This is a genomic window from Pseudomonas sp. 10S5 (genome assembly GCF_035019745.1).
In the GTDB taxonomy this organism is placed as follows: domain Bacteria; phylum Pseudomonadota; class Gammaproteobacteria; order Pseudomonadales; family Pseudomonadaceae; genus Aquipseudomonas.
On the sequence record NZ_JASJVL010000010.1, the window covers coordinates 82,375 to 108,146 of the forward strand.

General features: G+C 55.6%; 26 protein-coding genes, 1 pseudogene and 1 riboswitch. Of the genes and pseudogenes, 15 read left to right on the forward strand and 12 right to left on the reverse strand.

What is annotated here, in order from left to right:
* Positions 1-241 precede the first annotated feature (241 nt).
* Together QN378_RS12910 and hemH are read left to right on the forward strand one after the other, a co-directional pair.
* A complete protein-coding gene (locus tag QN378_RS12910; RefSeq protein ID WP_323549485.1) occupies positions 242-1,144 on the forward strand; it encodes a TIGR01777 family oxidoreductase in 903 nt (300 codons plus the stop codon).
* Positions 1,145-1,157: 13 nt separating this feature from the next.
* Positions 1,158-2,183, forward strand: a complete 1,026-nt coding sequence (hemH, locus tag QN378_RS12915; RefSeq protein ID WP_322201127.1) for a ferrochelatase — start codon at positions 1,158-1,160, stop codon at positions 2,181-2,183.
* 62 nt (positions 2,184-2,245) lie between these two features.
* Here the strand turns inward: hemH and QN378_RS12920 are convergent, their stop codons facing one another.
* Entirely contained in the window at positions 2,246-3,523 is a 1,278-nt protein-coding gene (locus QN378_RS12920; RefSeq protein WP_322201129.1) for a uracil-xanthine permease family protein, read from the reverse strand.
* On the reverse strand, positions 3,523-4,161 hold the full coding sequence (upp, locus tag QN378_RS12925; RefSeq protein ID WP_322201131.1) for a uracil phosphoribosyltransferase: 639 nt from the start codon (positions 4,159-4,161) through the stop codon (positions 3,523-3,525). The genes QN378_RS12920 and upp overlap by 1 nt, the downstream gene beginning before the upstream one ends.
* 150 nt (positions 4,162-4,311) lie before the next feature.
* On the opposite strand from upp, the gene QN378_RS12930 reads away from it, so the two are divergent.
* Both QN378_RS12930 and QN378_RS12935 read left to right on the forward strand, forming a co-directional pair.
* Positions 4,312-4,869: a hypoxanthine-guanine phosphoribosyltransferase gene (locus tag QN378_RS12930; protein WP_322201133.1), complete on the forward strand. Its 558-nt coding sequence runs from the start codon at positions 4,312-4,314 to the stop codon at positions 4,867-4,869.
* Positions 4,870-5,087: 218 nt separating this feature from the next.
* Entirely contained in the window at positions 5,088-5,375 is a 288-nt protein-coding gene (locus QN378_RS12935; protein ID WP_323549482.1) for a PA4642 family protein, read from the forward strand.
* A gap of 58 nt (positions 5,376-5,433) precedes the next feature.
* Here the strand turns inward: QN378_RS12935 and mqo are convergent, their stop codons facing one another.
* A complete protein-coding gene (gene mqo / locus QN378_RS12940) occupies positions 5,434-6,942 on the reverse strand; it encodes a malate dehydrogenase (quinone) (protein ID WP_322201137.1) in 1,509 nt (502 codons plus the stop codon).
* Between the two features lie 1,106 nt (positions 6,943-8,048).
* On the opposite strand from mqo, the gene QN378_RS12945 reads away from it, so the two are divergent.
* On the forward strand, positions 8,049-8,633 hold the full coding sequence (locus QN378_RS12945) for a YajG family lipoprotein (RefSeq protein WP_322201138.1): 585 nt from the start codon (positions 8,049-8,051) through the stop codon (positions 8,631-8,633).
* Between the two features lie 45 nt (positions 8,634-8,678).
* Here QN378_RS12945 and QN378_RS12950 read toward each other — a convergent pair whose 3' ends face one another.
* Both QN378_RS12950 and QN378_RS12955 read right to left on the reverse strand, forming a co-directional pair.
* Positions 8,679-8,885 carry a hypothetical protein gene (locus tag QN378_RS12950; RefSeq protein ID WP_322167752.1) on the reverse strand — a complete coding sequence of 69 codons (207 nt, stop codon included), beginning with the start codon at positions 8,883-8,885 and terminating at the stop codon, positions 8,679-8,681.
* 267 nt (positions 8,886-9,152) lie between these two features.
* Positions 9,153-10,316 carry a 1-acyl-sn-glycerol-3-phosphate acyltransferase gene (locus QN378_RS12955; RefSeq protein ID WP_322201140.1) on the reverse strand — a complete coding sequence of 388 codons (1,164 nt, stop codon included), beginning with the start codon at positions 10,314-10,316 and terminating at the stop codon, positions 9,153-9,155.
* 131 nt (positions 10,317-10,447) lie between these two features.
* On the opposite strand from QN378_RS12955, the gene QN378_RS12960 reads away from it, so the two are divergent.
* From QN378_RS12960 to QN378_RS12970, 3 genes are all read left to right on the forward strand, one after another.
* Positions 10,448-10,630, forward strand: a complete 183-nt coding sequence (locus QN378_RS12960; RefSeq protein WP_322201143.1) for a CPXCG motif-containing cysteine-rich protein — start codon at positions 10,448-10,450, stop codon at positions 10,628-10,630.
* Positions 10,630-10,890, forward strand: a complete 261-nt coding sequence (locus tag QN378_RS12965; RefSeq protein WP_322201145.1) for a DUF2007 domain-containing protein — start codon at positions 10,630-10,632, stop codon at positions 10,888-10,890. The genes QN378_RS12960 and QN378_RS12965 overlap by 1 nt, the downstream gene beginning before the upstream one ends.
* 71 nt (positions 10,891-10,961) lie before the next feature.
* Positions 10,962-11,582, forward strand: coding sequence for an SOS response-associated peptidase (locus QN378_RS12970; RefSeq protein WP_322201147.1), 621 nt, complete (start codon positions 10,962-10,964; stop codon positions 11,580-11,582).
* Positions 11,583-11,685: 103 nt separating this feature from the next.
* Here QN378_RS12970 and QN378_RS23605 read toward each other — a convergent pair whose 3' ends face one another.
* From QN378_RS23605 to QN378_RS12990, 5 genes and pseudogenes are all read right to left on the reverse strand, one after another.
* Positions 11,686-12,531 (reverse strand): methyl-accepting chemotaxis protein, encoded by an 846-nt coding sequence (locus QN378_RS23605; protein ID WP_407074513.1) that lies wholly within the window; start codon positions 12,529-12,531, stop codon positions 11,686-11,688.
* Positions 12,532-12,543: 12 nt separating this feature from the next.
* Positions 12,544-13,824: pseudogene (locus QN378_RS23610) on the reverse strand (HAMP domain-containing protein); the annotation flags it as partial.
* 214 nt (positions 13,825-14,038) lie between these two features.
* The gene (locus QN378_RS12980; RefSeq protein WP_322201151.1) at positions 14,039-14,623 is read right to left on the reverse strand and encodes a TMEM165/GDT1 family protein; all 585 of its coding nucleotides are present in this window, start codon (positions 14,621-14,623) and stop codon (positions 14,039-14,041) included.
* A 20-nt stretch (positions 14,624-14,643) separates the two neighbouring features.
* A riboswitch (yybP-ykoY riboswitch) is annotated at positions 14,644-14,831 on the reverse strand.
* Positions 14,832-14,870: 39 nt separating this feature from the next.
* Positions 14,871-15,869, reverse strand: coding sequence for a class I SAM-dependent methyltransferase (locus QN378_RS12985; protein ID WP_322201153.1), 999 nt, complete (start codon positions 15,867-15,869; stop codon positions 14,871-14,873).
* A 51-nt stretch (positions 15,870-15,920) separates the two neighbouring features.
* Positions 15,921-16,886, reverse strand: a complete 966-nt coding sequence (locus QN378_RS12990) for a 2-hydroxyacid dehydrogenase (RefSeq protein ID WP_323549474.1) — start codon at positions 16,884-16,886, stop codon at positions 15,921-15,923.
* Between the two features lie 422 nt (positions 16,887-17,308).
* Here QN378_RS12990 and QN378_RS12995 point away from each other — a divergent pair, with 422 nt between their 5' ends.
* From QN378_RS12995 to QN378_RS13025, 7 genes are all read left to right on the forward strand, one after another.
* The gene (locus QN378_RS12995; protein ID WP_322201157.1) at positions 17,309-18,166 is read left to right on the forward strand and encodes a transporter substrate-binding domain-containing protein; all 858 of its coding nucleotides are present in this window, start codon (positions 17,309-17,311) and stop codon (positions 18,164-18,166) included.
* A gap of 64 nt (positions 18,167-18,230) precedes the next feature.
* The gene (locus tag QN378_RS13000) at positions 18,231-18,953 is read left to right on the forward strand and encodes an ABC transporter permease (protein WP_323549473.1); all 723 of its coding nucleotides are present in this window, start codon (positions 18,231-18,233) and stop codon (positions 18,951-18,953) included.
* 16 nt (positions 18,954-18,969) lie between these two features.
* Complete coding sequence (locus QN378_RS13005; protein ID WP_323549472.1) at positions 18,970-19,713, forward strand: ABC transporter permease; 744 nt, start codon at positions 18,970-18,972, stop codon at positions 19,711-19,713.
* A gap of 18 nt (positions 19,714-19,731) precedes the next feature.
* A complete protein-coding gene (locus QN378_RS13010; RefSeq protein WP_323549471.1) occupies positions 19,732-20,523 on the forward strand; it encodes an ABC transporter ATP-binding protein in 792 nt (263 codons plus the stop codon).
* A gap of 150 nt (positions 20,524-20,673) precedes the next feature.
* Positions 20,674-21,303: a LysE family translocator gene (locus tag QN378_RS13015; RefSeq protein ID WP_323549470.1), complete on the forward strand. Its 630-nt coding sequence runs from the start codon at positions 20,674-20,676 to the stop codon at positions 21,301-21,303.
* A 233-nt stretch (positions 21,304-21,536) separates the two neighbouring features.
* Positions 21,537-22,076: a hypothetical protein gene (locus QN378_RS13020; RefSeq protein WP_323549469.1), complete on the forward strand. Its 540-nt coding sequence runs from the start codon at positions 21,537-21,539 to the stop codon at positions 22,074-22,076.
* Positions 22,077-22,281: 205 nt separating this feature from the next.
* Positions 22,282-23,964 (forward strand): fatty acid--CoA ligase, encoded by a 1,683-nt coding sequence (locus QN378_RS13025; RefSeq protein ID WP_323549468.1) that lies wholly within the window; start codon positions 22,282-22,284, stop codon positions 23,962-23,964.
* 171 nt (positions 23,965-24,135) lie between these two features.
* On the opposite strand, the gene QN378_RS13030 is transcribed toward QN378_RS13025, so the two are convergent.
* Together QN378_RS13030 and QN378_RS13035 are read right to left on the reverse strand one after the other, a co-directional pair.
* Positions 24,136-25,338, reverse strand: a complete 1,203-nt coding sequence (locus tag QN378_RS13030) for an HD-GYP domain-containing protein (RefSeq protein WP_323549467.1) — start codon at positions 25,336-25,338, stop codon at positions 24,136-24,138.
* Between the two features lie 143 nt (positions 25,339-25,481).
* On the reverse strand, positions 25,482-25,772 hold the full coding sequence (locus QN378_RS13035) for a hypothetical protein (RefSeq protein WP_323549466.1): 291 nt from the start codon (positions 25,770-25,772) through the stop codon (positions 25,482-25,484).

The following is a 25,772-nucleotide window of genomic DNA, read 5'->3' on the forward strand; positions in this document are numbered from 1 at the left end:
TAACTTGCTGCTCGTGCGAATTATGCGACTCGCTTATCTGAGTTTGGCCCCTGATCGGGTTTGCTCAACTACCCATCCGGATTGTGTACGGCTAGGCAAAGATCGATAAGAGCCGCTATGACCTATGGTTAAGGCGGACGGCAGAATCAGTAGCTGCCTGGCATCCCACTGCTGCACGAAGGTTGAGTGTGGTAATCAATAGACTAATGATTTGCGACGAACGCCACGCGAGGAGCATTTCATGCACATATTGCTGACCGGCGGTACTGGTTTGATAGGACGCCAGCTGTGCAAAAGCTGGCGGTCACAGGGTCATCAGCTCACGGTCTTGAGCCGCAGGCCTGATGAGGTTCTTAGATTGTGCGGAGATTCAGTGCGAGGTATTGCCCGGCTGGATGATGTAGGCGCTGACCCGGTCGATGCGGTTGTCAACCTGGCGGGCGCACCTATCGCAGACAGGCCTTGGACGCGTAAACGCAAAGCGTTGTTATGGGAAAGTCGCGTAGGCCTCACGGAGCAGTTGCTGGCGTGGCTGGAACGTCGCGAACATAAACCGCGGGTATTGATCTCCGGGTCTGCCGTTGGCTGGTACGGCGATGGTGGTGAGCGTGAACTGAACGAAGACGCAGCGCCGGTCGCCTTGGATTTCGCCAGCCGCCTGTGCGATGCGTGGGAGGAGACTGCGCAGCGCGCCGAGGCACTGGGCATACGTGTCGTCATTGTACGTACGGGCTTGGTCTTGGCTGACGGCGGCGGGTTTTTGCAGCGTCTTTTGTTGCCGTTCAAACTCGGTGTTGGTGGCCCGATTGGCAGCGGTCGACAATGGATGCCATGGATTCACATTCAGGACCAAGTCGCACTGATTGATTTTTTGTTGAACCGGACCCAAGCCCAAGGTCTTTATAATGCCTGCGCGCCTTACCCGGTTCGCAATCGAGAGTTCGCTAAAACGCTGGGCACTGTTTTACACCGTCCTGCGTTCATGCCATTGCCAGCGTTTGCACTGAGAGCACTGCTGGGGGAGATGTCTGTATTGTTACTGGGCGGCCAGCGCGCACAACCGGCTCGACTTCAGGAAGCAGGCTTTACTTTTTCATTTACTGATTTAAACGCGGCCCTGAATGATGTCTTGGGCCGCCACTGACAAAGGATGCTGCATGACCGATCACGCGCTGTTGCTGGTCAACTTGGGTTCGCCGGCCTCGACCAAGGTGGCAGATGTCCGAAGCTACTTGAATCAATTTTTGATGGACCCCTATGTCATTGACGTACCGTGGCCGGTTAGGCGGCTTCTGGTATCGCTGATTTTGATTAAGCGCCCCGAGCAGTCGGCGCACGCTTATGCGTCCATTTGGTGGGACGAGGGTTCTCCGCTGGTGGTGCTGAGTCAGCGCTTGCAGCAAGCGATGGTCAAGGAGTGGAGGCAGGGCCCTGTCGAGTTGGCAATGCGTTATGGCGAGCCTTCTATCGAGACCGTACTGACCCGTTTGGCCGCACAGGGTATTCAGAAAGTGACCCTGGCGCCGTTATACCCACAGTTTGCCGACAGCACCGTGACCACGGTGATCGAGGAGGCAAAGCGGGTGGTGAAGGCGAAGTCATTGAACATCCGGTTTTCGTTGCTACAGCCGTTCTACGATCAGCCGGAATACCTTGATGCGTTGGTGGAAAACGCTCGACCACAGCTTCAGCAACCCCATGATCATTTATTGTTAAGTTTTCACGGCTTGCCCGAGCGGCACCTGCACAAGCTAGACCCCACCGGTAATCATTGTCTGAAGGGAGCCGAATGCTGCAAGACGGCGTCTGCGCAGGTGATCGCAACGTGTTACCGGGCGCAGTGTTTGCGCACGGCGGCACTATTTGCCGAACGGCTGGGCTTGGCCGATGGCAAATGGTCGGTGTCGTTCCAGTCACGCTTGGGGCGTGCGAAATGGATCGAGCCCTACACCGAAGCGCGTCTCGCTGCACTGGCGAAAGACGGCGCGAAAAAAATCCTGGTGATGTGCCCGGCATTTGTTGCCGATTGCATCGAGACCCTAGAGGAAATAGGCGATCGGGGCAAAGAGCAATTCCGCGAAGCGGGAGGGGAGGAGTTGGTACTGATTCCTTGCCTGAACGATGACCCGAATTGGGCTGCCGCGCTCAAAACGCTGTGTGAGCGAGCGCCAGTAATGTTGTAGTTTTCTAAGTTGCCTCGCCAACAATTTGTTGGCGAGGCACCCTAGAAGAGAGCCAACTAGCGTTACAACATCTCTTCCAGTTTTTTCTTGTGCTTCCAGCTGTCATTGCCCGGCAGCAGCAGGTTCAAGCCAATCGCAACCACCGCACACAGCGCAATGCCTTTGAGACCAAAGTCGTTAGGGCCGGTGCCGGTGCCGATCAAGACGCCACCAATACCGAACACCAACGTTACCGACACAATCACCAGATTGCGCGCCTCGGCGAGGTCGACTTTATGGCGGATTAAAGTGTTCATCCCCACCGCAGCAATCGAGCCGAACAACAGGCACAGAATTCCGCCCATGACGGGGATCGGGATGCTTTGCAGCAGCGCGCCGAACTTGCCGATGAAAGCCAGGCTGATGGCGAATATCGCCGCCCACGTCATGATTTTAGGGTTGTAGTTTTTGGTCAACATCACCGCGCCGGTTACTTCGGCGTAGGTGGTGTTCGGCGGTCCGCCAAACAAACCTGCCACGGTAGTAGCGATACCGTCACCGAGTAGCGTGCGATGCAGCCCTGGTTTTTTCAGGTAATCGCGACCGGTCACACTGCCCACTGCAATCACGCCGCCGATGTGTTCAATGGCGGGTGCCAACGCGACCGGGACAATAAACAAGATCGCCTGCCAGTTGAATTCCGGGGCCGTGAAGTTAGGCAGCGCCAGCCAAGGCGCAGCGGCGATTTTTGCGACGTCGACCACGCCGAAATAAAACGCCAGGGCGAAACCGATCAACACACCGGAAATGATCGGCACCAGACGGAAAATTCCGCGCCCGAACACCGCTACGACCACCGTTGTCAGCAGCGCCGGCATCGAGATCCACATGGCGATGTGATACGGAATCAACTGCGCACCGTCTCCACCTTTACCCATGGCCATATTGGCGGCAATCGGCGCCATGGCGAGACCGATAGAGATGATCACCGGGCCAATGACCACGGGCGGCAACAATCGGTCGATGAACCCCGTGCCCTTGATCTTCACCGCAAGGCCGAGAAAAGTGTAAACAAACCCTGCCGCCATGATCCCGCCCATGGTCGCGGCCAGACCGAACTGGCTTTTGGCGAGGATAATCGGCGTAATAAACGCGAAGCTTGAGGCCAGGAATACCGGCACCTGACGGCCCGTAACCACCTGAAAACACAAGGTGCCAAGCCCGGCGGTGAACAGCGCGACGTTCGGGTCGAGGCCGGTGATCAATGGCATAAGGACCAAGGCGCCAAAAGCCACGAAAAGCATCTGAGCGCCTGAGAGCACGGTGCGCCAGAGTGGATCGTTGAATTCATCCGGCTTCATCAGGCTTCCTTCTGCTTGGTACCGAATATCTTGTCGCCGGCGTCGCCCAAGCCTGGAATGATGTAACCGTGTTCGTTCAAGCGCTCATCGATGGATGCGGTGTAAATCATCACATCGGGGTGAGCTTTCTCCACTGCGGCAATGCCTTCGGGCGCTGCGACCAACACCATGGCGCGGATTTCCTTGCAACCTGCGCGCTTGAGCAGGTCAATGGCCGCAACCATTGAGTTACCGGTCGCCAGCATTGGATCAATGATCATAGCCAGTCGCTCATTGATCTCAGGAACCAGCTTTTCCAGATAGGTGTGGGCTTGCAGTGTCGCTTCATTGCGAGCCAAGCCGACGGCGCTGACCTTGGCACCGGGGATCAGGCTGAGCACGCCATCGAGCATGCCGATACCTGCCCGCAAAATCGGGACAACAGTAATTTTCTTGCCGGCGATTTTTTCGACCTGCACTGTACCTGCCCAACCCTGGATTTCGTAGGTTTCCAAGGGCAGATCGGCGGTTGCTTCATAGGTCAGTAGCGCACCGACCTCCTGAGCCAGTTCACGAAAATTCTTGGTGCTGATGTCCGCTCGGCGCATTAAACCGAGCTTGTGGCGGATCAGCGGATGGCGGATCTCACGGATGGGCATAAGGAAAGACTCCGACGGGGGCAAAAAAACGGCCTAGATTAATCTATCCAACTGTTACTGTCCGAACGTTAGTCCAGAAATGCTTGCTCTGACCGAAGCGGATGCGTACCTTTGCCCGCTTTTCTTCCACCGCACCCAATGGAGAGCGCCATGTCTGCTGATCTCGAGCATATCCGCCAAATCATGCGCGAAGCTGATTGCCTGTACACAGAAGCTGAAGTCGAGGCAGCCATCGCTCGTCTTGGCGCCGAGATCAATGCCGCGCTGGCTGACACCAATCCCGTGGTGTTTTGCGTTATGAATGGTGGCCTGATCTTCACCGGAAAACTATTGACGCACCTCAACTTCCCGCTGGAAGCGTCCTACTTGCACGCCACCCGCTATCGCAATGAAACCACCGGCGGTGACCTGTTTTGGAAGGCTAAGCCGGAAGTCTCGTTTATCGACCGCGATGTGTTGATCATCGATGACATTCTCGACGAAGGTCACACCCTCGGCGCGATCGTCGACTTCTGTAAGCACGCAGGCGCTCGGGCGGTTCACACCGCCGTGCTGATCGATAAAGAACACGACCGCAAAGCGCGGCCAGACCTCAAAGCCGACTTCGTAGGTTTGCCATGCATCGACCGCTATATCTTTGGTTACGGTATGGACTACAAGGGCTACTGGCGCAATGCAGCCGGTATTTATGCGGTTAAAGGGATGTAAAGCGGCCTACATGCCTGAGTTCACGCCAGTTTTCGGGAACACTTGCACATGACGTTGTTGATCGCTCGGCTGCCTTGCTTCCACTGGTGTTGAGCAACCTTGATGGCCATGTATGGGCCGGTTTACACACCATCGGGCTACATGTGCGTTGAGCGCCGAGGCGGGGGAGGGTTAAACTGCCCGCCCGTGATATCGCGAATCAGTTGGAGTCAGCAGTAATGCGTAAAGATAAAAGGCAGGTGATTGGCGATGAAATCGGCGATGAACAAATCAAATTGTTCCTCGATTTCGAACCGGTTGATGCTACCTCGCCGTCACTGCACAAGCTGATCAAGGCCTACCGTGGTCTGCGGATTAACGATTTTGAGCGATTTTTGGTATTTTTTCTCGCGGCGGGTTTGGACCTTGATGGCAAAAATGAGCACGGTCAGGATTTCGTTACGTTGATCAAAGACCAGCGTAACGCCGAGGAATACATTGACCTGATTGAACAGGCTCGCGGCTGATACTGTTGTTTAGCCCAAAAAAAACGCCCCTCAGGGGCGTTTTTAATAGCGGATACGATCAAGCGAAGCTTTCGGACTCGTTGCTGATCACAACCAAATCCAGGCTTTCGTTGCACTGGTCGTTGATCCGCCGATACAGCTGCGCATCGTTTTCCAGCTCTTTTTCTCTTGCCGGGAAAATTTCATTGAGCTTGGCAGCCCATTCGCCACGGGCCTTGTCCGGGAAGCAGCGGTCAATCAGGTCGAGCATGATTGACACCGTCACCGAGGCACCTGGAGAGGCGCCGAGGAGGGCCGCCAGCGAACCGTCTTTGGACGATACCAGCTCAGTGCCGAACTGCAGCACGCCGCCTTTTTTTGCGTCTTTCTTGATGATCTGAACCCGTTGACCGGCGACTTCAAGACGCCAGTCCTCAGCCTTGGCTTGCGGGTAGAAGCGGCGCAGCGATTCAAGACGTTGTTCCATCGACTGCATCACTTCGCTGACCAAGTACTTGGTCAGGTCCATGTTGTCACGGGCGACAGCCAGCATCGGGCCAATATTGGCGGCGCGAACCGAAAGCGGCAGATCCATGAAGGAGCCGTGTTTCAGAAACTTGGTGGTGAAACCCGCGTAGGGTCCAAACAATAACGAGGTTTGACCGTCGACGACGCGGGTGTCCAAGTGCGGCACCGACATCGGCGGCGAACCCACGGCGGCCTGGCTATACACCTTGGCTTGGTGGTGTTTGACCACTTCTGGATTATCGCAACGCAGCCATTGGCCGCTGACCGGGAAGCCACCGAAACCTTTGCTTTCTTCAACGCCAGACATCTGCAACAACGGCAATGCCGCGCCGCCTGCACCGAGAAATACGAATTTGGCATCTACTTCGCGGGTGTTGCCGGTATTGACGTCTTTGATGCTAACGCTCCAGCCTTGGCCGTTTCGGGTCAGACCGGTGACGCGCTTACAGTATTTGACCTGCGCATCCGGCGTGCTAGACAAGTGTTTGAGAAGCTGATTAGTCAATGCACCAAAATTGACATCGGTGCCATTCATGACGCGGGTTGCGGCGATAGGCTCATCTATTGGCCGGCCCGGCATCATCAGGGGCATCCACTCGGCCAATTTGGCTTTGTCTTCGGTGTATTCCATGGCCGAGAAAGCATGATGCGTATGCATCGCTTCGAAACGCGCTTTGAGGAACGACACGCCGTCGGTGCCCTGGACAAAACTCAGGTGCGGGACTGGACTGATAAACGATTTTGAAGAACCAAAGGAGCCTTTCTTGGTCATGTATGACCAGAACTGCTTCGAGACCTCAAACTGGGTGTTGATATGCACCGCTTTTTTGATAGATATAGAGCCATCAGCCGCTTGCGGTGTGTAATTGAGCTCACACAGGCCCGCGTGGCCGGTGCCGGCGTTGTTCCACGGATTGGAACTCTCCGCAGCACCGGAATCCATCAGCTCAACGACTTCCAGCGTGAGGCTGGGGTCGAGCTCTTTAAGCAGCACCGCCAGGGTGGCACTCATGATGCCCGCCCCAACCAGTACCACATCAACTGTTTCGTTATGCGCCATTAACGCGTCTCCAAAATCTGCAGCACCAAATTGACGGCATACGATCCCGAGCTCAGCTGCCGGTTGTTGCCGAGGCCTGAATCCGAGAGAGCCCCAGGTAACCTATGGCCAGGATCGCCATGTCCGATTCTTCGCAATTTTTTGCATCTTCAGCGGACGCCACCCTTCGGGCTTTGAGTGCTTATGAACTCACTTTCAGGCTCGACTGGCAATTCGACTATCGTCAAGGCGTCCGTTTGTGCAACCAAATCCGTAGTGGACAGGCTTCAGGCTCCGGTCATGGAGACTGCGCAGCAGCGTTGGGCCCCATTTAACAGGGCTGGATCAGACGTTAACGGTGCATGTAAGAACGCAAAACTATTCATTTGCTCGCCACACTCTTATGAAGTAGTGAAAACCCGTTTTTTCACGCTCTTTTGAAGACGTGAACCTCAAAAAGAACCGACGTTAACGCAGGTTCTGGCAGGCAGGATGCAAAACAAGAGTGACGCTGACGGGTGAGTACTCTCGAAACAATTCGAACGATTCGACCCGGATCGGCGAGCACGAGTGCTTGCAAATAACCTGTGTGGGCGACTCTCTGTGGGGCGGTGCGGGGAGCTAATAAAGAGCATTAGCGATGCTGCGAGGCCCGATCAGGAGACGTCCTTATAATCGGGGCAAGATTATAGCGATGAAACGCTATGAATTGATCGTATTTACTGACTTTAATTAGCCGCCGAATCAGTGAGTCAAAGTGTGGCGGCGACTAACGCATGGTTGGGGCTTGGCGGTGCGGGCGTTATCGGGCAAAAGGGTGACTGCCATTGTGGACAAATTTTGTCTGTTTCTCTCTATCCAGCAGCCCTAGGCGGCGAAGCGCCATGATGATGGCTGCGGCGCAAAACGCGTAATGACAATAAAAAGCCTTGCATTGCTCCAGTGAGCGTCAGCAAGAGCTTCCTTACTACATCACATGCCTTTTTGCAGCTGAAAAGGAGTTTCGACAGGGCATAGGGCAAGGAACTGATGCAGAGCGTGTCAGGTCTGATTTTCAGCTAGTGAGCCGACTATCGGCACCGCTATACTGCTGGCCATTTATGTTTTTGGCCTCTGGAGAGATGAGTATGTTGCATCGCCTGTTGTTCGGTTTAATTGCTGTAAGCAGTTTGACGTTGGTCGGCTGTGCCAACAGCCCGCAACAACTTAGCCCGCAACCCAAACTCACGAGTCAACTCGCTGCGGTAGGTCATGGCCAGCCGGTAGTGGTTCGTGTCGTTGACGGTCGCGCCTCGCCCACCCTGGGCACGCGCGGTGGTTTGTATCCGGAAACCAGTGCTGTCAGCGTCCAGCCAAATGACATCCTGCCTAAATTGCAGCAACAAGCCGAAGCCGCTGTGCGTTTGCTTGGCTACACCCCGAGTGGCAATAGCGGTAACGTGCCTCAGTTGACCGTGACCCTCGCTGACCTGAAGTATCAATCGCCTAAAGAAGGCCTGTACGTGACTGAAGCAACGATCTCCGCGACCTTTCGCGCTGACGTAGTCAACAACGGGAAAAGCTACAACGGTCGTTATGCGGCGTCGCTTGATCAGCGTTTCGGTATGGCGCCGAATCAAGAGACCAACACCAAGCTTGTCAGCGATGTATTAAGTGATGCCCTGACCCGCTTGTTCCAAGACCCGACCGTCGGACAAATGCTCGGTCAGTAATGCTGAGTGTGTAGGGGCGGCCTAGCGCGCTCCTACACACTGCTCTCACGCTGCTTCTTGGCAAAAACCCAGAAAATTTAAACCGGCTTGCAGGTCCAGGTCTGGTAGGTCGTGGTGCTGGTGCCCGCCCAAGGCGCAGTAGACCAGCCAATGGCGGTCCTGCACGTTGAAGGCAAGGGCGTCGATCAGCGCTTCTTGTTCATCACTTTGAGCGATCAGGTACAAGCGATCCTGGTTTTGTGCATGCAACATATCGGGCTCACTGTAGGTGTCTAGTCAGGTATCGAGGTGCCATACAGTGGTCGGTTCACGTTACGTTACGGTGACCTGTTCTAAATTAATTTCAAGAATCTATCGTCGTCCCACGCTGTCGCCGTGTAAATCAAGAGACGCATCGACTTGAGTCGCTTGAGGTGAAGCATTTAGATCAGTCGACCGAACAGATTCAAATGCATGATCCGTTCATCGGCTCATAAAAATGGCGCCCCATAGGGCGCCATTTTGTTATCGGCGAAAGGCTTAAAGCGCCAAGCCCGCCTTAACCCGGTATTGGTTGCGTACCGGGGCGGCGTATTGCAACACCAAGAACGGCCGGTGCTCGACAGGGCAGGTATCCAGGCGGCGCTGCCATTCTGCTTGGGCGCGGGCCAATTCGTCTGCCGGGAAAATCTGCGCCGCCGCTGGCACCGCGAGCGTCGGGTCCGAATCTGCCCATTGCGCATATGCCAGATAGTGCGCAGGAAACAGGCGATACCCTCCGAGGATTTGACGATCCATTTCGATTGCCAGTTGCTTGGTGTCGTCGAACGGCTCGGAGATAGGCGCTGCGAAACTCACGTGCACCCGGCCTTTATAACCCGTTATACCAAGGGCGATGCTGACATCATCTTCGCCGGGCACCTTGGTGTAGGTGCCAGTGGTTGCGCGAATATACAGCTCGCGGGCCTTGGCGCGGTCGCACGGATCGTACTCGTAACTGATCGACACTGGCGTCAGGTTCAGCGATTGGATCACGTCGCAGAACGGCTCGTCTTTGCGGCTCATATGGAACATTTTCAAGATCGCTGATTCGGTGCGGTCGTCACCGTCCTTGGCGCGGCCTTCGGCCTGAGCGATCCAGATCGATTGGCAATCGCTACGAATCGAGTGATTGATATACGCCGACAGCAGTAGGTAGGCCGCCATTTTTTCCCGACGCCCGGCAATCGAGCGGTGAACGATAAAGCTTTTGTTTAATCGCATCAGGTCGCTGACGTAGGGCTTTTGCAGCAGGTTGTCACCGATGGCAATTCGCGGCGTTGGCAGACCGGCGTGGTACACCGCGTAATTGACAAAGGCCGGGTCCATAACGATGTCGCGATGATTGGCCAAGAACAAATAGGCGCTCCCGGACTTAAGCTGCTCAACGCCGGTATAAGTCACACCATCGGTTGCCCGCTCAATGGTATGGTCGATATAAACCTCGACCTTGTCCTGCAGCGTTGCGACCGAATGCACCCCGTCGAACTCGCGGCGCAGCCGATGAGCTATAAGAGGTCGGAGTATCCAACCGAATGCGCTGGCGAGGCGGGGAAACCGAAAGTGAGTCAAGATTTCAAGAAGTGCTTTGTCGCTAAGCAGACGCGCCAGTACAGCTGGGACCTCGGCGTCGTCGTAAGGTCGGATGGCATCGAATTCGCCCATCATGCTCTCTTGTTGAAAATCGCTAATGTAGAGGTAGGCTGGGTCTGAAAAGTGCCGTCAAACCCGCTGATTAAAAGAACCAGCCTTCAAATTGAGCGCGATTATACGCATAACTCTTCTCGGAGACCGTGATGCAGGAAATACAGGCTTACGACTGCCCTTACTGCGGCGAATCGGTGGAGGCCGTGCTGGATTTATCCGGCGGCGATCAGCGTTATATTGAAGATTGCCCGGTGTGCTGCCGACCGATTGTGTTCGATCTGCAAACCGACGGCGAAGAATGGAACCTAGACGTACGCAGCGAGAATGAATGATGCAAAAAGTCTACGAACCGGAGAACTTGATGGAGGGCGAACTGCTGCAGGGCATGCTCGCCAGTGAAGGGGTCAAAGCTCATCTAACGGGGGGGCATTTGCTCGGCGGCGTCGGCGAGTTGCCCGTATTTGGTTTGCTGGGGCTGTCAGTGGACAACGATCAGGCTGATCAGGCACGGCAACTGATCACCGCGTACAATGCTGCCATGCCGCTGTCGGGAGACGAACCTGACACTTTTCCTGACGTCTTGATTTGCTGACAGGCGTCGGGTTCCGCTTTCAGAAATCTGCTACTGAAGCAGATTTTTTCAGACGAGAATCTACTGCCCTCATGTGTGGACGTTATGCGCTGTTTCGCTGGAATCCCGCGTTTGCGGCTTTGCCCGGTTTTCCTGCTGACCAAAAGGCGCAATGGAATATCTCCCCAGCCGACTCGGTATTGATGCTGCGGGGTGCTGATAGTCAGCGCCAGTTGGCCCGAGCGCGTTGGGGTCTGACGCCGCCATGGTTAACAGATCTTTCCCGTACGCCGGCCCATGCCCGCGCTGAAACCTTGGCTGAGCAGCCGATGTTTCGCCAAGCATTCAGAGAGCGACGCTGCCTGTTACCCGCCAATGGCTTTTACGAATGGCGCGGCACCACCCGCAAGCGGCCGTTCTGGCTGACACCGAGTGAGGGCTCGACATTATTTTTCGCCGGAATTTGGGAAGCGTATCCGGTTCAAGAACACACCTACCTGAGTGTCGCCGTTGTTACGCAGGCCGCTGCCAGTCAGCGCCGGCCGCTGATCCTCGATGCGCAGGGGCAAGCCGCCTGGCTTAATCCGGAAACTCCGATCCAGATCCTGCAAGCGCTACTGGCCAGCCCTCAATCAGCGTTGCGCGAACGCGAGTTGGCCAATCTGGTCAACGACCCCAAGCTCAACGCCCCCGAGTGTTTGACGCCGCTTTGATGCATCCGAATCTGTAGCCAACTGGTTGGCGATATGAGCAACGCCTTGGTGTGTCAGGCATTTCGCATAACATCTTCGCCAACAAGTTAGCTCCTGGGTTTGCTCAAACCCTGAATTGATTAATCAACCGCCGTTGTTGCTCGGCCAATTGGGTCAATTCCGCGCTGGCTTTGCTGGATTCATCGGCACCGCCTGCGACTTCGTGTGCTACCTGACCAATGTTGATCACGTTGCGGTTGATGTCTTCCGCTACCGCGCTTTGTTCTTCGGCCGCGCTGGCAATTTGGGTGTTCATGTCGTTGATCACCGACACGGCCTTGGTGATAGTTTCCAGGGCTTCAGCCGCAAGCGCCGCGTGGCCCACGCTTTCGTCGGTTTTGGCTTGGCTGTCTTCCATGACCTTGACTACTTGGCGGGTGCCCGACTGCAACTGCTGGATCATGGTCTGGATTTCTTCGGTAGCTTTTTGAGTTTTCTGTGCCAAGTTGCGCACCTCGTCGGCCACCACCGCAAAACCACGGCCCTGTTCACCGGCGCGAGCTGCTTCAATGGCCGCGTTCAACGCCAGCAGGTTTGTCTGCTCGGCGATCCCGCGAATCGCGACCAGAATCGCGTTGATGTTTTCGCTGTCCTTGGCCAAGGTTTGCACCACACCTACCGCTCTTCCGATTTCTACCGCCAGCGAGCTGATCGACTGCGAGGTGTCCCGTACGATTTGCATGCCCTTGTGCGCCGCTTCATCGGCATGGTTGGCGGCGGACGCTGCGTGAGTGGCGTTGCGAGCGACATCGTGGGCGGTTGAGGTCATTTCATGGACGGCAGTGGCGACCAAGTCAATTTCGCTAATTTGTTTATGTACCCCTTGATGAGTGCGGATGGCGATATCGGCGGTGTGCTCAGAGGAGTCGCTGACCTGCTGAACCGAGGTCACCACTTGGGTGATCATCATCTGCAATTTGCCGAGAAAAGTGTTGAACCCCTTCGCTATGGCGCCCAGTTCATCCGCGCGGTCACTGTTCAAACGACGTGTCAGATCGCCTTCGCCTTGGGCGATGTCATCAAGCATCGTCACCATTTGTTTCAGTGGTCGGGCAATGCCGCGGCCTACCAGCCAGATGACCAGCAAGCCCAGGCCTGCGATCAGCAACCCGACCATTGTCATACCGAAAATATCTGTTTTGCGTTGGGCGGCGAGATCGCTTTGCAGCTTCTGCAAGTCGGCCATGACGGCGTCCAGCGGCAGTTGCAGCATCAGTGTCCATCGCGCGTCGGTCGAACCGATACCGAACGGCAGGTACAGTGAGATGCGGCTGTGCTCCTTGTCGAGTTCGTAGCGCACCTGGCCCAGCCCGATCTGGCCGAGGCTGGCCATTTTGCTCGCATCCAGAATATCGCTGGCTTTTTCGCCGAGCTTGCTGACGTCCTTGGTGTACGCCACCAAGCGGCCGTTACTGGCGATCAAGGCCATATCACCCGCGCCGTTGTAGAGCTTTTGATCGGCGAGGTTGAGCATGTCCTGGATGAAGTTCACGGACAGGTCAGCACCGACAATGCCCTGAAACGAGCCATCGACGAGGATCGGTTGAATGAACGAAGACAGCATCACCATTTTGTCGCCGACGCGGTAAGGCGCAGGGTCGATGACGCAGGCTTTGTGGGTATCTTTTGAGCACAGGTAGTACTCGCTGGCACGAATGCCGGTGGACAACAATTTTTGATCTGTTACATCGGCCAGCGCTTCCAGCGCCAGGCTGCCGTCCTGCTTGCGGTACCACCACGGCAACATTCTTCCGCTCTTATCCATGCCGAGCAACGGAGGATCAACATAGGCTCCATCGTTATGTTCCAGCGCGCCAGGCTCCCAGGCGATGTACGAACCGAGAATCTTGGGATTCTGAACCACGGTCTCGTGGAGCATATTCATTAGCTGTTCACGGCTAATGTTCAACTGCGGCTGACCTTTACCGTCCTTCATACCGATCAGGGCGTTGACCCGGGCTAGACCCGCGGCGATTTGCAATGGCGATTCCAATTCGCGCTTGATTTCACTGGTCTCTGTTTGAGCCAGAGCGGTGAGGCGCTGTTCGACGGCTTGTTCGAACTGAGCTTGGGTGCGTTGATCCACCAGTGCCTGAGTGCGGGCCCCGGAAAACAGCGCGTATAACACAAGCGTCGCCACCACGCTGAGAACAATGGCGCCGGCGAGTGCAGCCACGGAAGACTGGATTGACTTGAACTTCATAAGGGCTCCCGACGTGACATTACGCCTGTATTGCCTTATCGGCCCATGCGTTGAAAAACCTGAGCGGAAGGTGACAAAAGGACTGTATTTAATGAGTACGCGTCGTTATTGAGCATGGAGATGCCTTTTATGATGCTCTTGGCTGGGTGGCGCGGGGTATTGAGTGAGTCGGGTTGTCGCTGACAACCTAACTCCGAGGTTGCTGGAGGAGGTGTCAAATCCAGCCGCTGACCTGCATGGCCTTGTAAACGGCGACCACAGCCAAGACGAAAAACGCAAAAGCCGCCAAGCGACGAATCAGGGTGAGAGGTAGTTTGTCGGCGGCGAAGTTACCGGCCAACACCACCGGCACGTTGGCGATCAACATGCCTGCCGTGGTACCCAGAATGACCAGCCACAGGTGGGAATACTGCGCGGCGAGCATCACCGTCGCGATCTGAGTCTTGTCGCCGATTTCAGCGATGAAGAACGCAATCAGCGTCGTGACGAAGGGGCCGAACTTGCGGGCTGAGTTGCCTTCGTCGTCGTCCATCTTGTCCGGGACCAAAGTCCAGAGCGCGGTGGCGACGAAACTGGCGGCCAGAATCCAATGCAATGTGGCATCTGAAAAGAGACTGCCGAACCATGCGCCTATTGCACCGGCTGCGGCGTGGTTAACCAGAGTGGCAGCGACAATGCCGCCGATGATGGGCCAAGGCTTGCGAAAGCGCGCTGCGAGAATCAGGGCGAGCAGTTGCGTCTTGTCACCGATTTCGGCCAAGGCAACAACAGCGGTGGGGACCAGCAGGGATTCCAGCATCAGGTTTTTCCTAAGGGCGGGTAGACACGGCTATGACACGTACAACCTCCCCGCCCTGGGTAAGGTGTTCGTGTCATAGGTCTGGTCAAACCACCGATTCGCCTGAGCGGATCTGGGTCGCACGCACCATGGTCTGCTGACCAAGTATGTTGATACGTGCCGGGCGAGCATGAAGGCTCGCGGGAGACTACTCCCCTAGGACGGTGCGGATTCTGCCTACACGATTGAGATTCGGCAAGTGCTTATTTCAAGCGCGTTTGGCGCGGTAGATGCGAAAACCCTGGCCTTCTGCCTTTACTGCGCAAACCCCTAAATGCTCTTCGATCAACGGCTGGTAGCGCAGGAAACTATTCGCAACCAAGCGCAGTTCGCCGCCGGTTTTCAGATGAAGACGTGCTTTTCGCAGCAAATTTTCCGTGGCTTGGTAGTCCGTATGGACGCCCACATGGAACGGCGGGTTGCTCAGAATAGTACTCAACCCCATCGGTGCGGCGTCGATTCCGTCACCGGTTAATACATCAGCTTCCAGTCCATTGGCTGTCAAAGTCAGACGGCTGCTGGCGGTCGCGAATGCATCGACGTCCAACAAAGTGACGGTGTTGTGTGGGTAGCGGCGTTTGACGGCGGCCCCCAAAACACCGGCGCCACACCCGAAATCTAGGACGTTGCCGCTGGGAAGTTTGTCCAGATGCTGGAGCAGCAGCGCAGACCCGCGATCCAATCGACCGTGACTGAATACGCCCGGCAAACTGACAACTTTGAGTGGGCCGTCTTCCATCTCGACCTCGTAATGCTGGGCAAGACTTTCCAGTTCGACGGCTTGCGGGGCGTTGTCTACCGTGACCAGCCATAGCTGGCAGTGGCGAGCGCTGTCGAGCTTGCGTGGTTTGCCGAAGGGGCTTAATTGCTTGGCGGCGGCTTCGATTCCGCTGCGCTTCTCACCGACCAAGTACAACTCGCGTCCGGCCAGGCGCGACGCCAACGCATTCAAAACGTAATCGGCCAGATCGCGGGCTTTGGGCAAAAAAACCACGGCGGCGTCGAATGGTTGCTCCGGCGCTTGAACGCCAAAGTGAGTGCGACCTTCAAAACTTGCATTGAGGCTCGCTTGGTCGCCTGCATGCCAGCACCAACCATGGGCGTTCGGTAATTTCCCGAGCAGATCGTCGGCAGGCAAACCCGCCAGAAGCAACGAGCCCTGAAACAAATCGGCCTGACGGAGTAGTACTTCGCTGCGCGGGTCCATTTTTAGCTCCTGCAAAAGAGGCGAAGTCTAAACGTTTCGTCGGCGAGCGTGTCAGCTGACAACGCGTCGAGGGGTTCCAGCGCGATACGCCTCAACGTTTTCGCTGAGCTGGCCGACGATCCGTTGCCGCGCTTCGCGACTGCCCCAGGCATTGTGTGGCGTCACAATTAATCGAGGAATATCACCCGCCAATAACGGATTGCCGTCGACCGGTGGCTCGACCGTCAAGACGTCGGTGGCGGCTCCGCCGAGATGCCCGTTGCGTAGCGCATCGGCCAGCGCCTGCTCATTGATCAGGCCGCCACGTGCGGTGTTGATGACGAACGCATGGGGCTTGAGCAATGCCAGTTCGTGAGCGCCGATCATGTTCTGAGTGTGCTCGTTGAGTGGACAGTGCAAGGTCAATGCATCCACTTGCGGCAGCAGCTCATTCAATGGCACGCGGTCCGGGCGGGCAGGGCGGCCGGGAATTTGCCCGAGCAGAACGCGCATTCCAAAAGCTTCAGCCAGCTTCGCCACTGCGCCGCCCAACTCGCCATGGCCCAACAAGCCCAAGGTTTTGCCTTCCAGTTCGACGATCGGGAAGTCCAGCAGGCAAAACTGTTTCGCTTGCTGCCAACGACCGTGCTGTACAGCGCTCTGATAATCCGGCAGGCGTGTGGCCAGCGCGAGCAGCAACATTAAAGTGTGTTGCGCCACGGACGGCGTGCCATAACCCTGGCAATTACACACCACCACCCCGTGTTTCCGAGCCGCGGCCAAGTCGACGTTATTAGTGCCGGTGGCGGTAATCAACACCAGTTTCAGGTCCGGGCACGAGGCGAATGCGTGGGCGTCGATCACGGTCTTGTTGGTAATCGCGACCTGCGCACCCTGCAAGCGCTCAATGATCTGTTGTGGCGTGCTGCTGCTGTGCAATTGCAAATCACTGAAGTTTTCCCGCAGTGCGCTGAAGTCCAGGTCGCCAAGGTCCAGGGACGTGTGGTCGAGAAAAACTGCTGTGTACGGGCTGCTCATCTGCGCTGGGCTCCTGTGAAAAGCTAAAAAGAGTGAAGAAACGGCATCGGCAACCTTACCTGAAACCCCGTAGGACCCCGTAGGAATAATCCCGCACTGTTTCGACGCCGGGCTGCGTCCCATGCGCAACGCCTGCGTTCGGCAGCTCTTTCAAAATGAGAGCGACTCATCCCCACTGCACACTTTTGGTTCGGAAAGTAACGTTCGGTCCTTAATTCAGTGCGCTGCCGAGCATCGTTCAGAACGAACCACCGTCAAATTCTGTCTCAAAACCTGTCAGGCTGCGGCCTGGTTACTTTTTGAGAAGGGTTTCCAGAGTTGGCGTTTAAATTGCTAGTACTTGTATGTACAAGCATAGGGGACCACGTTTAGTGGCTTTTTATACACCACGTTCTTATTTGGCTTAGGCGGGAAGGATGACGATGTCGAAGAAAATCAGTTGGTTTGGATTTGTAGCGGTGAGTGCAGCAGCGCTGGCGTTTATACCGGTTGTGCATGCCAAAGACTGGACGTCGGTGAACATCGCCACCGAAGGCGCTTACGAACCGTGGAACCTGACGTTGCCAGGCGGCAAAATCGGCGGCTTTGAGCCTGAGTTGATGGACATCCTCTGCCAGCGCATGAAACTGAAATGCAACGTGGTGGTGCAGAACTGGGACGGAATGATTGCCAGCCTGAACTCGGGCAAATTCGACGTGCTGATGGACGCGATCGTGATCACCCCAGAGCGCCAACAAGTCATGGCGTTCTCGATTCCTTACGCCAGCACCCCCGCGAGTTTTGTCGCGCTCGACGCGAAATTACTGCCGGGTAAAACCGGTCAGGCGGATGGCATTACGCTGGGCACCGATGCGAAAAAAGTTCGCGCCAGTGTCGAGGATTTGCGTGCCGCGCTGAAGGGCAAAACCATCGGTATTGCATCGGGCACGGTCTACACCCCGTTCATCGATGAACAGTTCAAAGACGTCGCCACCGTTCGTGAATACAGCAGCTCGGCAGAAGCTATTCTCGACTTGCAGGCTGGCCGAATCGATGTGGATTTTGACGACGTGACCTTCTTGAACTCGTTGATGGACAAGCCGGAAAACAAAAACCTGGCGTACACCGGACCACAGATTGCCGGTCCGATCTGGGGCCACGGCGAGGCGTTGGGTTTCCGTCAGAAAGATGCAGATTTGAAAGCCAAGTTTGATGCCGCGCTGAAAGAAGCATTGGCTGACGGCACGGTTAAAAAACTCAGCGAAAAGTGGTTCAAGCTGGATTTGACTCCGAAATCGTGAGGCTGGCATACCTGGCGCCTTAACGGCGCCGGGATTCAAATAAGCTACTCGCAGGAACCTGTATATGAATCTCTTGCAGATGCTGAGCTTCGGTGACACGGGTTGGGGCATGGCGCTGCTCAAGGCTGCTGGCACCACACTGTTGTTGACGCTGGCGGCGTTGTTGATCGGCGCACTGATCGGCGGCGTGATTGCAGCGGCGAAGTTATCCCGTCGACGCTTATTTCGAGGCTTGGGGGATCTGTATTCAATTCTGTTCCGCGGCATCCCCGAGCTGTTGGTTATCTATCTGTTCTATTTCGGTGGCGCCACCGTGGTGTCTGCGGTCGGCCACTGGTTTGGGGCCGATGGTTACATTGATGTCCCACCGTTTTTAGTGGGTGCCATAGCGGTAGGACTGATCTCTGCGTCATATCAGGCGGAAGTCTATCGCGGCGCTTTCATTGCGGTGCCCAAGGGCGAGCTGGAGGCCGCGCTGGCCATCGGCATGACCAAAGCCATGCGCATCAGGCGGGTATTGATTCCGCAAATCATGCGTTACGCGCTGCCAGGTTTGGGCAATGTGATGCAGATGAGTCTGAAAGATTCGGCACTGATTTCGGTGATTGGTCTGGTGGAATTGATGCGTGCCAGTCAGGTGGCGGCCGGTTCGACCCGACAATATTTTACGTTCTATATCGTTGGCGGCGCGTTGTACCTGGTTCTTACCGGGCTCTCGGGGCGCATTTTCAATATCGCTGAAGCTCGAGTGCGCCGCACGCAGCGTCGCAGCCCTACACAGTCTTGAGACAGGAGAATAGCCCATGATCGATTTCGCCTTTCTCGCCGATACCATGCTCAAATTGTTGGCCGCTCTGCCTACCACGCTGACCTTGTTTTTTTGCTCGCTGGTGTTGGGCTTGACCCTTTCCCTGGGCATCGTCGCCATGCGCGTAAGCCGCTGGGCCATCCTCAGTTACCCGGCGCGTTTCTACATCATGATCTTTCGCGGTACGCCGCTGCTGATCCAGATGTTCCTGATCTATTACGGCCTCGGTCAATTCCCGGCGGTTCGCGACAGTTTCATGTGGGTGGTGCTGAAATCTCCCTACGGGTGCGCGGTGCTTTCCCTCGCCATGTGTACGGCCGGCTACACCGCTGAAATCATCCGGGGCGGTCTGCTCAGCGTGCCCCATGGGCAAATCGAAGCGGGGCAGGCCATTGGTATGTCGCCGTGGGCCTTGTTGTACCGGATTATTGCGCCGGTGACGTTGCGTCAGGCGCTGCCAGCGTATTCAACGGAAGCGATTCTGCTGGTCAAATCCACCGCCTTGGCCAGTTTGGTCACGGTGTGGGACGTCACCGGCGTCGCCCAGCAAATCATCCAGCGCACGTACCGGACCATGGAAGTGTTCCTCTGCGCCGCGTTGATTTACCTGGTGCTGAATTTTCTGGTGGTGCGCGCGGTGGCCTGGATCGAGCACCGTCTTTCGCCTCATCTTCGTGAACGACCGGCCGGGCTTTCGCCTAAATCAAAAACGGCCGTTACATCACCCACTAATCCCTAATTCGCTGCGGAGCTGGTCATGACTTCTCAATCAAACACCGCCCTGTCGGTGAGCAACATTCAAAAATCCTACGGCCCGGCGCACGTGCTCAAGGGCATTTCCCTGGACGCACACAAAGGCGATGTCATCTCGATTCTCGGCGCCAGCGGCTCGGGCAAAAGTACCTTTCTGCGCTGCATCAATCTGCTGGAAACCCCGGACGAAGGCTCCATCAGCCTGGACGGCGAAGCCATCGAGATGGCCCGTCGTCGTGATGGTCGCCTGCTGCCAAGCAACGCGCGCCAGGTTGAACGGATGCGCAGCCGGTTGGGCATGGTGTTTCAGAACTTCAACCTGTGGTCGCACATGACCGTGCTGCAAAACGTCATCGAAGGCCCGATGCGTGTGCTCAAACGCCCGCGTGCCGAGTGCATCGAAGATGCCGAACAACTGCTGCACAAAGTCGGCCTGTACGAGCACCGCGATTACTACCCCGCGCATTTGTCCGGCGGCCAGCAACAGCGCGTCGCCATCGCCCGGGCCTTGGCGATGAACCCGCAAGTCATGCTGTTCGACGAACCCACTTCAGCCCTCGACCCGGAACTGGTGGGCGAAGTGCTGCGGGTAATGCGCTCATTGGCCGAAGAAGGCCGCACGATGTTAGTGGTGACCCACGAAATGGGCTTTGCACGCCACGTGTCGAACCGAGTCCTTTATATGCATGGCGGGTTGGTTGACGCACAAGGCACACCGGCTGAGCTGTTTGAAGGCTTGCCGACTGAGCGTTTCCGTCAGTTTGTTTCCAGCCACAACCAACGCAATACCGATTGACCTGCCCGTCGTGGCGCGGGGTGGCATTGCCCGCGCCTGCTTCGCTCCATTGCTCGGCAACTGTACCTATGGCGCAACGCGGTGAAGGCGTACTGTGGCGAACGCCTTAATGTTTGCTCACAACAATTTACGCCCGATGCGGAGGCTCCCATGTACTGGACGGAATTTCTAACCGTTGCCCTGATTCACCTGCTCGCCGTCGCCAGCCCCGGCCCGGATTTCGCCGTAGTAGTCCGCGAAAGTGTGACCCACGGTCGCAAAGCCGGCACATGGACCGCCTTGGGCGTCGGCACCGCGATTTTCCTGCACGTGGGTTATTCGCTTTTAGGCATCGGCCTGATCGTTTCGCAATCCATCGTCTTGTTCAACGCCCTCAAATGGGCCGCCGCCGCCTACCTGCTGTACATCGGCATCAAAGCCCTGCGCGCCAAACCCGCCAGCGCCACCGACGCGCCGGTCAAATTACCCTTGGGCGAACGCACCGCTCGCGGCGCCTTCACCAGCGGTTTTGTCACCAACGGCCTCAACCCCAAAGCAACGTTGTTCTTCCTTTCATTGTTCACCGTCGTGATCAACCCGCACACGCCGCTGCTGGTGCAGGCGGGTTACGGCATCTACCTCGCCCTCGCCACCGGGGTCTGGTTTTGCCTCGTGGCGCGGCTGTTCAGCCAGGAACGCGTGCGCGCAGGGTTTGCGCGGATGGGCCACTGGTTTGATCGGACTATGGGGGTGGTCTTGGTCGCGTTGGGGGTGAAGTTGGCGTTTACTTCGGTGCATTGAGGGATGTTATTAATGACTGATAATGGCTGAAGGACTTTTTATTGTTTCCATTTAACTTCTAATACCGTGTTCTGTTAACTCTAAAACCGCCGCGTTCACGCCGGCGGTTTTTTATTAAATGGCGTTTGGGAAATTTCCTAACGGGGTCGCGGACGCGTCCTACATACGGCAACGGCCGACCTGAGCAAGCATGTGCGCCAGCGCATTCTTGGCTTACAAAAAGAGGGTCGTCCATGCCGATTTTAAACACTCAGAAAAGATTTACCCTGACCGTCGCCCAGCCAAAACAAACCTACAACCTCCAGGTTTTCGAATTCTCCGGACGCGAATCCCTTAACCAACCCGACTATAAAGCGCAACGACCCACGTTACCTGATTGGGCTGATATTCCATCGCTGGGGATTACGGCGTTTCGCGGCAAGCTCAACCTGCTGGACACGCCGGAAGTGCGAGCAGTTGACCCTGTCACGAAAATCGACCTGCCAATGCAGGACGTTGGCGCCCTCAGGACGTTTACCAAAAACACGGGCGATGTGCTGAGGCTGGCCAAGGCATTGCCGTTGCCTGATGCCCTCAGCGAAGAAACCGCCACCACGCCGGAGCTTAAAACCCTGCTCAACGCCCACAAAACGGCGAAGGTCGCAAAAATGGCCAAAGACTTGTTCGACAGCCTGCCCGCCGAGGAGAAAACCAGTTGGTTGGACCAGATCAAGGCGTGGTGGGTGGCTAATCCACCCACCTGTGGGAGCCAACGTGTTGGCCAAGGGGCTTGACGTGGTAGGGCTGACAAAACGCCTCGCGAACACGTTCGCTTCTACAGAGATGTGTGCGAAGCCAACAATCCGCCATCAACAGTGGCCACATGCGGTCATTCACGTCAGCCATCAAATCATCCCTTCGGCTGATTTAGCTGGCGAGCAACGTGTCTACAGTGCATATTTTTCAGCCACGCCTGTGCACTTATAAAAAGGAACTCGTATGTTGCAGACTCGCGTCATTCCGCCAGCTGATGGTGCTTATCAATACCCGCTGTTGATCAAGCGGTTGTTGATGTCGGGCAGCCGTTACGAAAAAACTCGAGAAATTGTCTACCGCGATACCGTGCGCTATAGCTATCTAACCCTTAATGAACGTATTGCGCGTCTGGCCAATGTGTTGACGAATGCTGGGGTAAAGGCTGGCGATACGGTTGCGGTGATGGATTGGGACAGCCACCGGTACCTGGAGTGCATGTTTGCTATTCCGATGATTGGCGCGGTGATCCACACGGTTAACGTGCGGCTGTCGCCGGAACAAATTCTCTACACCATTAACCATGCGGAGGATAAGTTCGTGCTGGTCAACAGCGAGTTTGTTGAACTCTACAACGCGCTTGCGCCGCAGCTGACCACCGTCGAAAAAACCCTGCTGCTGACCGATGCACCCGAAAAAACTGCTGGCTTGCCCAATCTGGTCGGTGAATATGAAGAGTTACTGGCGGCGGCCAGTACCCAGTATGAATTCGAGGATTTTGACGAAAACTCCGTCGCGACCTTGTTCTACACCACGGGCACGACCGGTAACCCCAAGGGCGTGTATTTCTCGCACCGGCAGTTGGTCCTGCACAGCATGGGGGTGGCGACGATCATGGGCTGCATCGACAGCGTGCGTTTGCTCGGCACCAACGACGTCTACATGCCCATCACCCCGATGTTCCACGTGCATGCGTGGGGCGTGCCGTATGCCGCGACCATGCTCGGGCTCAAGCAGGTTTATCCGGGTCGGTACGATCCTGAGTTGCTGGTGGCCTTGTGGCGTAAGGAAAAGGTGACCTTTTCCCATTGTGTGCCAACCATTCTGCAAATGGTTCTCAATGCCAAGTCAGCTCAGGACGTCGACTTCTCCGGCTGGAAAATTATCATTGGCGGCAGTGCGCTCAATCGCACCCTGTATGACGCGGCCAAAGCCAAAGGGATTCAACTGACAGCCGCTTACGGTATGTCTGAAACTTGCCCAATGGTGTCCGTGGCGCATTTGAACGAAGAAATGCTCGCGGGCAGCGACGACGAGCGCACCATGTACCGAATAAAGGCTGGCGTGCCGGGGGTGTTGGTCGACGCGGCAATCATCGACGAAGAGGGTAATTTCCTGCCTGCTGATGGCGAGTCCCAAGGTGAGTTGGTCCTGCGTGCGCCGTGGCTGACTGAGGGCTATTACCGTGAGCCGGAAAAAGGTGCAGAGCTGTGGGCCGGGGGCTGGCTACACACCGGCGACGTTGCTACGCTGGACAGCATGGGGGTGATCGATATCCGTGACCGGATCAAAGACGTGATCAAGACCGGTGGGGAATGGGTGTCGTCATTGGCGCTCGAAGACCTGGTCAGCCGTCACCCGGCGATACGTGAAGTTGCGGTAGTGGGAATTGCTGATCCGCAATGGGGCGAGCGGCCGTTTGCATTGTTGGTCATCCGCGATGGACATAGTATTTGCGCCAAGCAGTTGAAGGATCACTTGAAACCTTTCGTCGAGTTGGGGCACATCAACAAGTGGGCGATCCCCAGTGAGATTGCTCTGGTTACTGAAATTCCCAAGACCAGCGTTGGCAAGCTCGACAAGAAACGTATCCGCCTGGACATTATCGAGTGGAAAAAAACTAACAGTACTTTTCTCTCGACACTGTAAGCACTCTCAGGTGCCGCGCTCTCCGGGCACGGCACATTACTCAAGCAAAATCTTGGCGTGCTAATTCTATTGGTCACGCCATTTAGCTTGCTTGAAATTGACCGCAGGGTAGGAGGTGCTCTCGGTGGTTCGCAATATTTGTATTCATTAGACTGGTTTTATTAGAGAAGACTATTCATTTGAATTGTTATTGTTTACTAGTGAGATACCTGACCACAATGTTTCTGTGTTGCTTATACCCAGATCTTCTGCAGACTCGATCTGAACTATTTTATCGCGCTGGTCGATGTGGGCCAAATCGATAATTTCAAGTGAGATGGGTGTTTTGTTGTGTATTAACATGAACACCTTAACTTTGGGTTTTAATAGCGAAACACCATTCTGTTCAACGACTACCCCCAAACGACCACTCTTCAGGCTCACCAGTGCGCCAATGGGGTAAATGCCTACGGTTTTAACGAAGTTCCGGAAAACGGTTTCGTCGAAGTGCCCTTTCCACGAGGCCATTTCACGAATGGAGTGTGCTGGCCCCCAACCCTTTTTATAGGGGCGTTCAGAAGTCACGGCGTCATACACATCACACACCGCGCCCATTTTCGCAAACAGGCTGATCTGGTCGCCAGCAAGACCGTGTGGGTAGCCTGTGCCGTCGATTTTTTCGTGATGATGCAGGCATACGTCCAGCACATCGGCGCTGAAGCTTGCAGTTTTCACCAGAATATTCAGCCCTTCTTGGGGATGATCTTTCATGCGTTTGAATTCTTCTGAGGTCAGCTTCCCGGCCTTATCGAGGATGGTGCTTGAGATCATCATTTTGCCGACATCGTGCATGAGCCCTGCTATCCCGGCTTCCTTGACCTGGTCCGGGGCCATCTTTAACTGACGGGCCAGAGCGATCATTAGTATGCAAACGGCTACGGAATGCATATAGGTGTAGTCATCGGAAGTCTTTAGACGCGACAGGCTAAGCAACGCGTGCGGATGCCGGAGAATCGAATCGGTAATTTCGTCTACCAGTAGCGAGCTTTGTTTCGGGCTGATTGCCCGGCCTAGACGCGCGTCATTGAACATCGCGATCACGGCTGCTTTGGCCCGTGCGCAAATTTTTATTGCCTCGGTCAATTCCTCATCCAGACTGATGGGGCTTGGGCCAGCTGAAGAGTCGATGCCGACGGGAACAGCGTCTACTAACGAGTTGCCTCTGCTGAGATCGATCCATACTTCTTTGATAGTTAAAAGCTGTATCCGCACTATATCCTGCGAATCTTTGACTTCAAAACTACCTTTCCAAGAGGGATGATTAATCCACGCGCCACAAAATTGATGGATGTACATGCCTACATTAAGGTCAGCGGTCAAAATTTTCCTGAGCATGTAGTTCTCTCTACTGCAATGCGTCCCTGCATCGGAACTTACTGTGTCACGACGGCTGTATTGTTATAAATGCTTCAATCATGGAGTCCTAAATCAGCGAGAGTGGTCAGAAGTCTCAGGCGAATGATTTCATTGTGCCACTATCATTGCCAGTCGGAAAGCTTTATACGAACGTCAAAATCGTCGACGAATTCGTAAAACCCCTTCTCTTCTAGCCCTCTGCATTGCGGCATCTCGATCTTAAACAACACTACCACCATATAAGCATTTGCAGGGGATAACGGGGAGAAGTGAGAAAAATATTCGTTTTTGGTGTGCAACCTCTCATCCCTCTCAAGGAATTTTTTCTTGAAGTGGTGTTCAAATTGCAGCGCGGTTGATGCCTGATGTTGGTTTTGGCCGCTAAGCTGCTTAGTGATAAACAGGAGTACCAA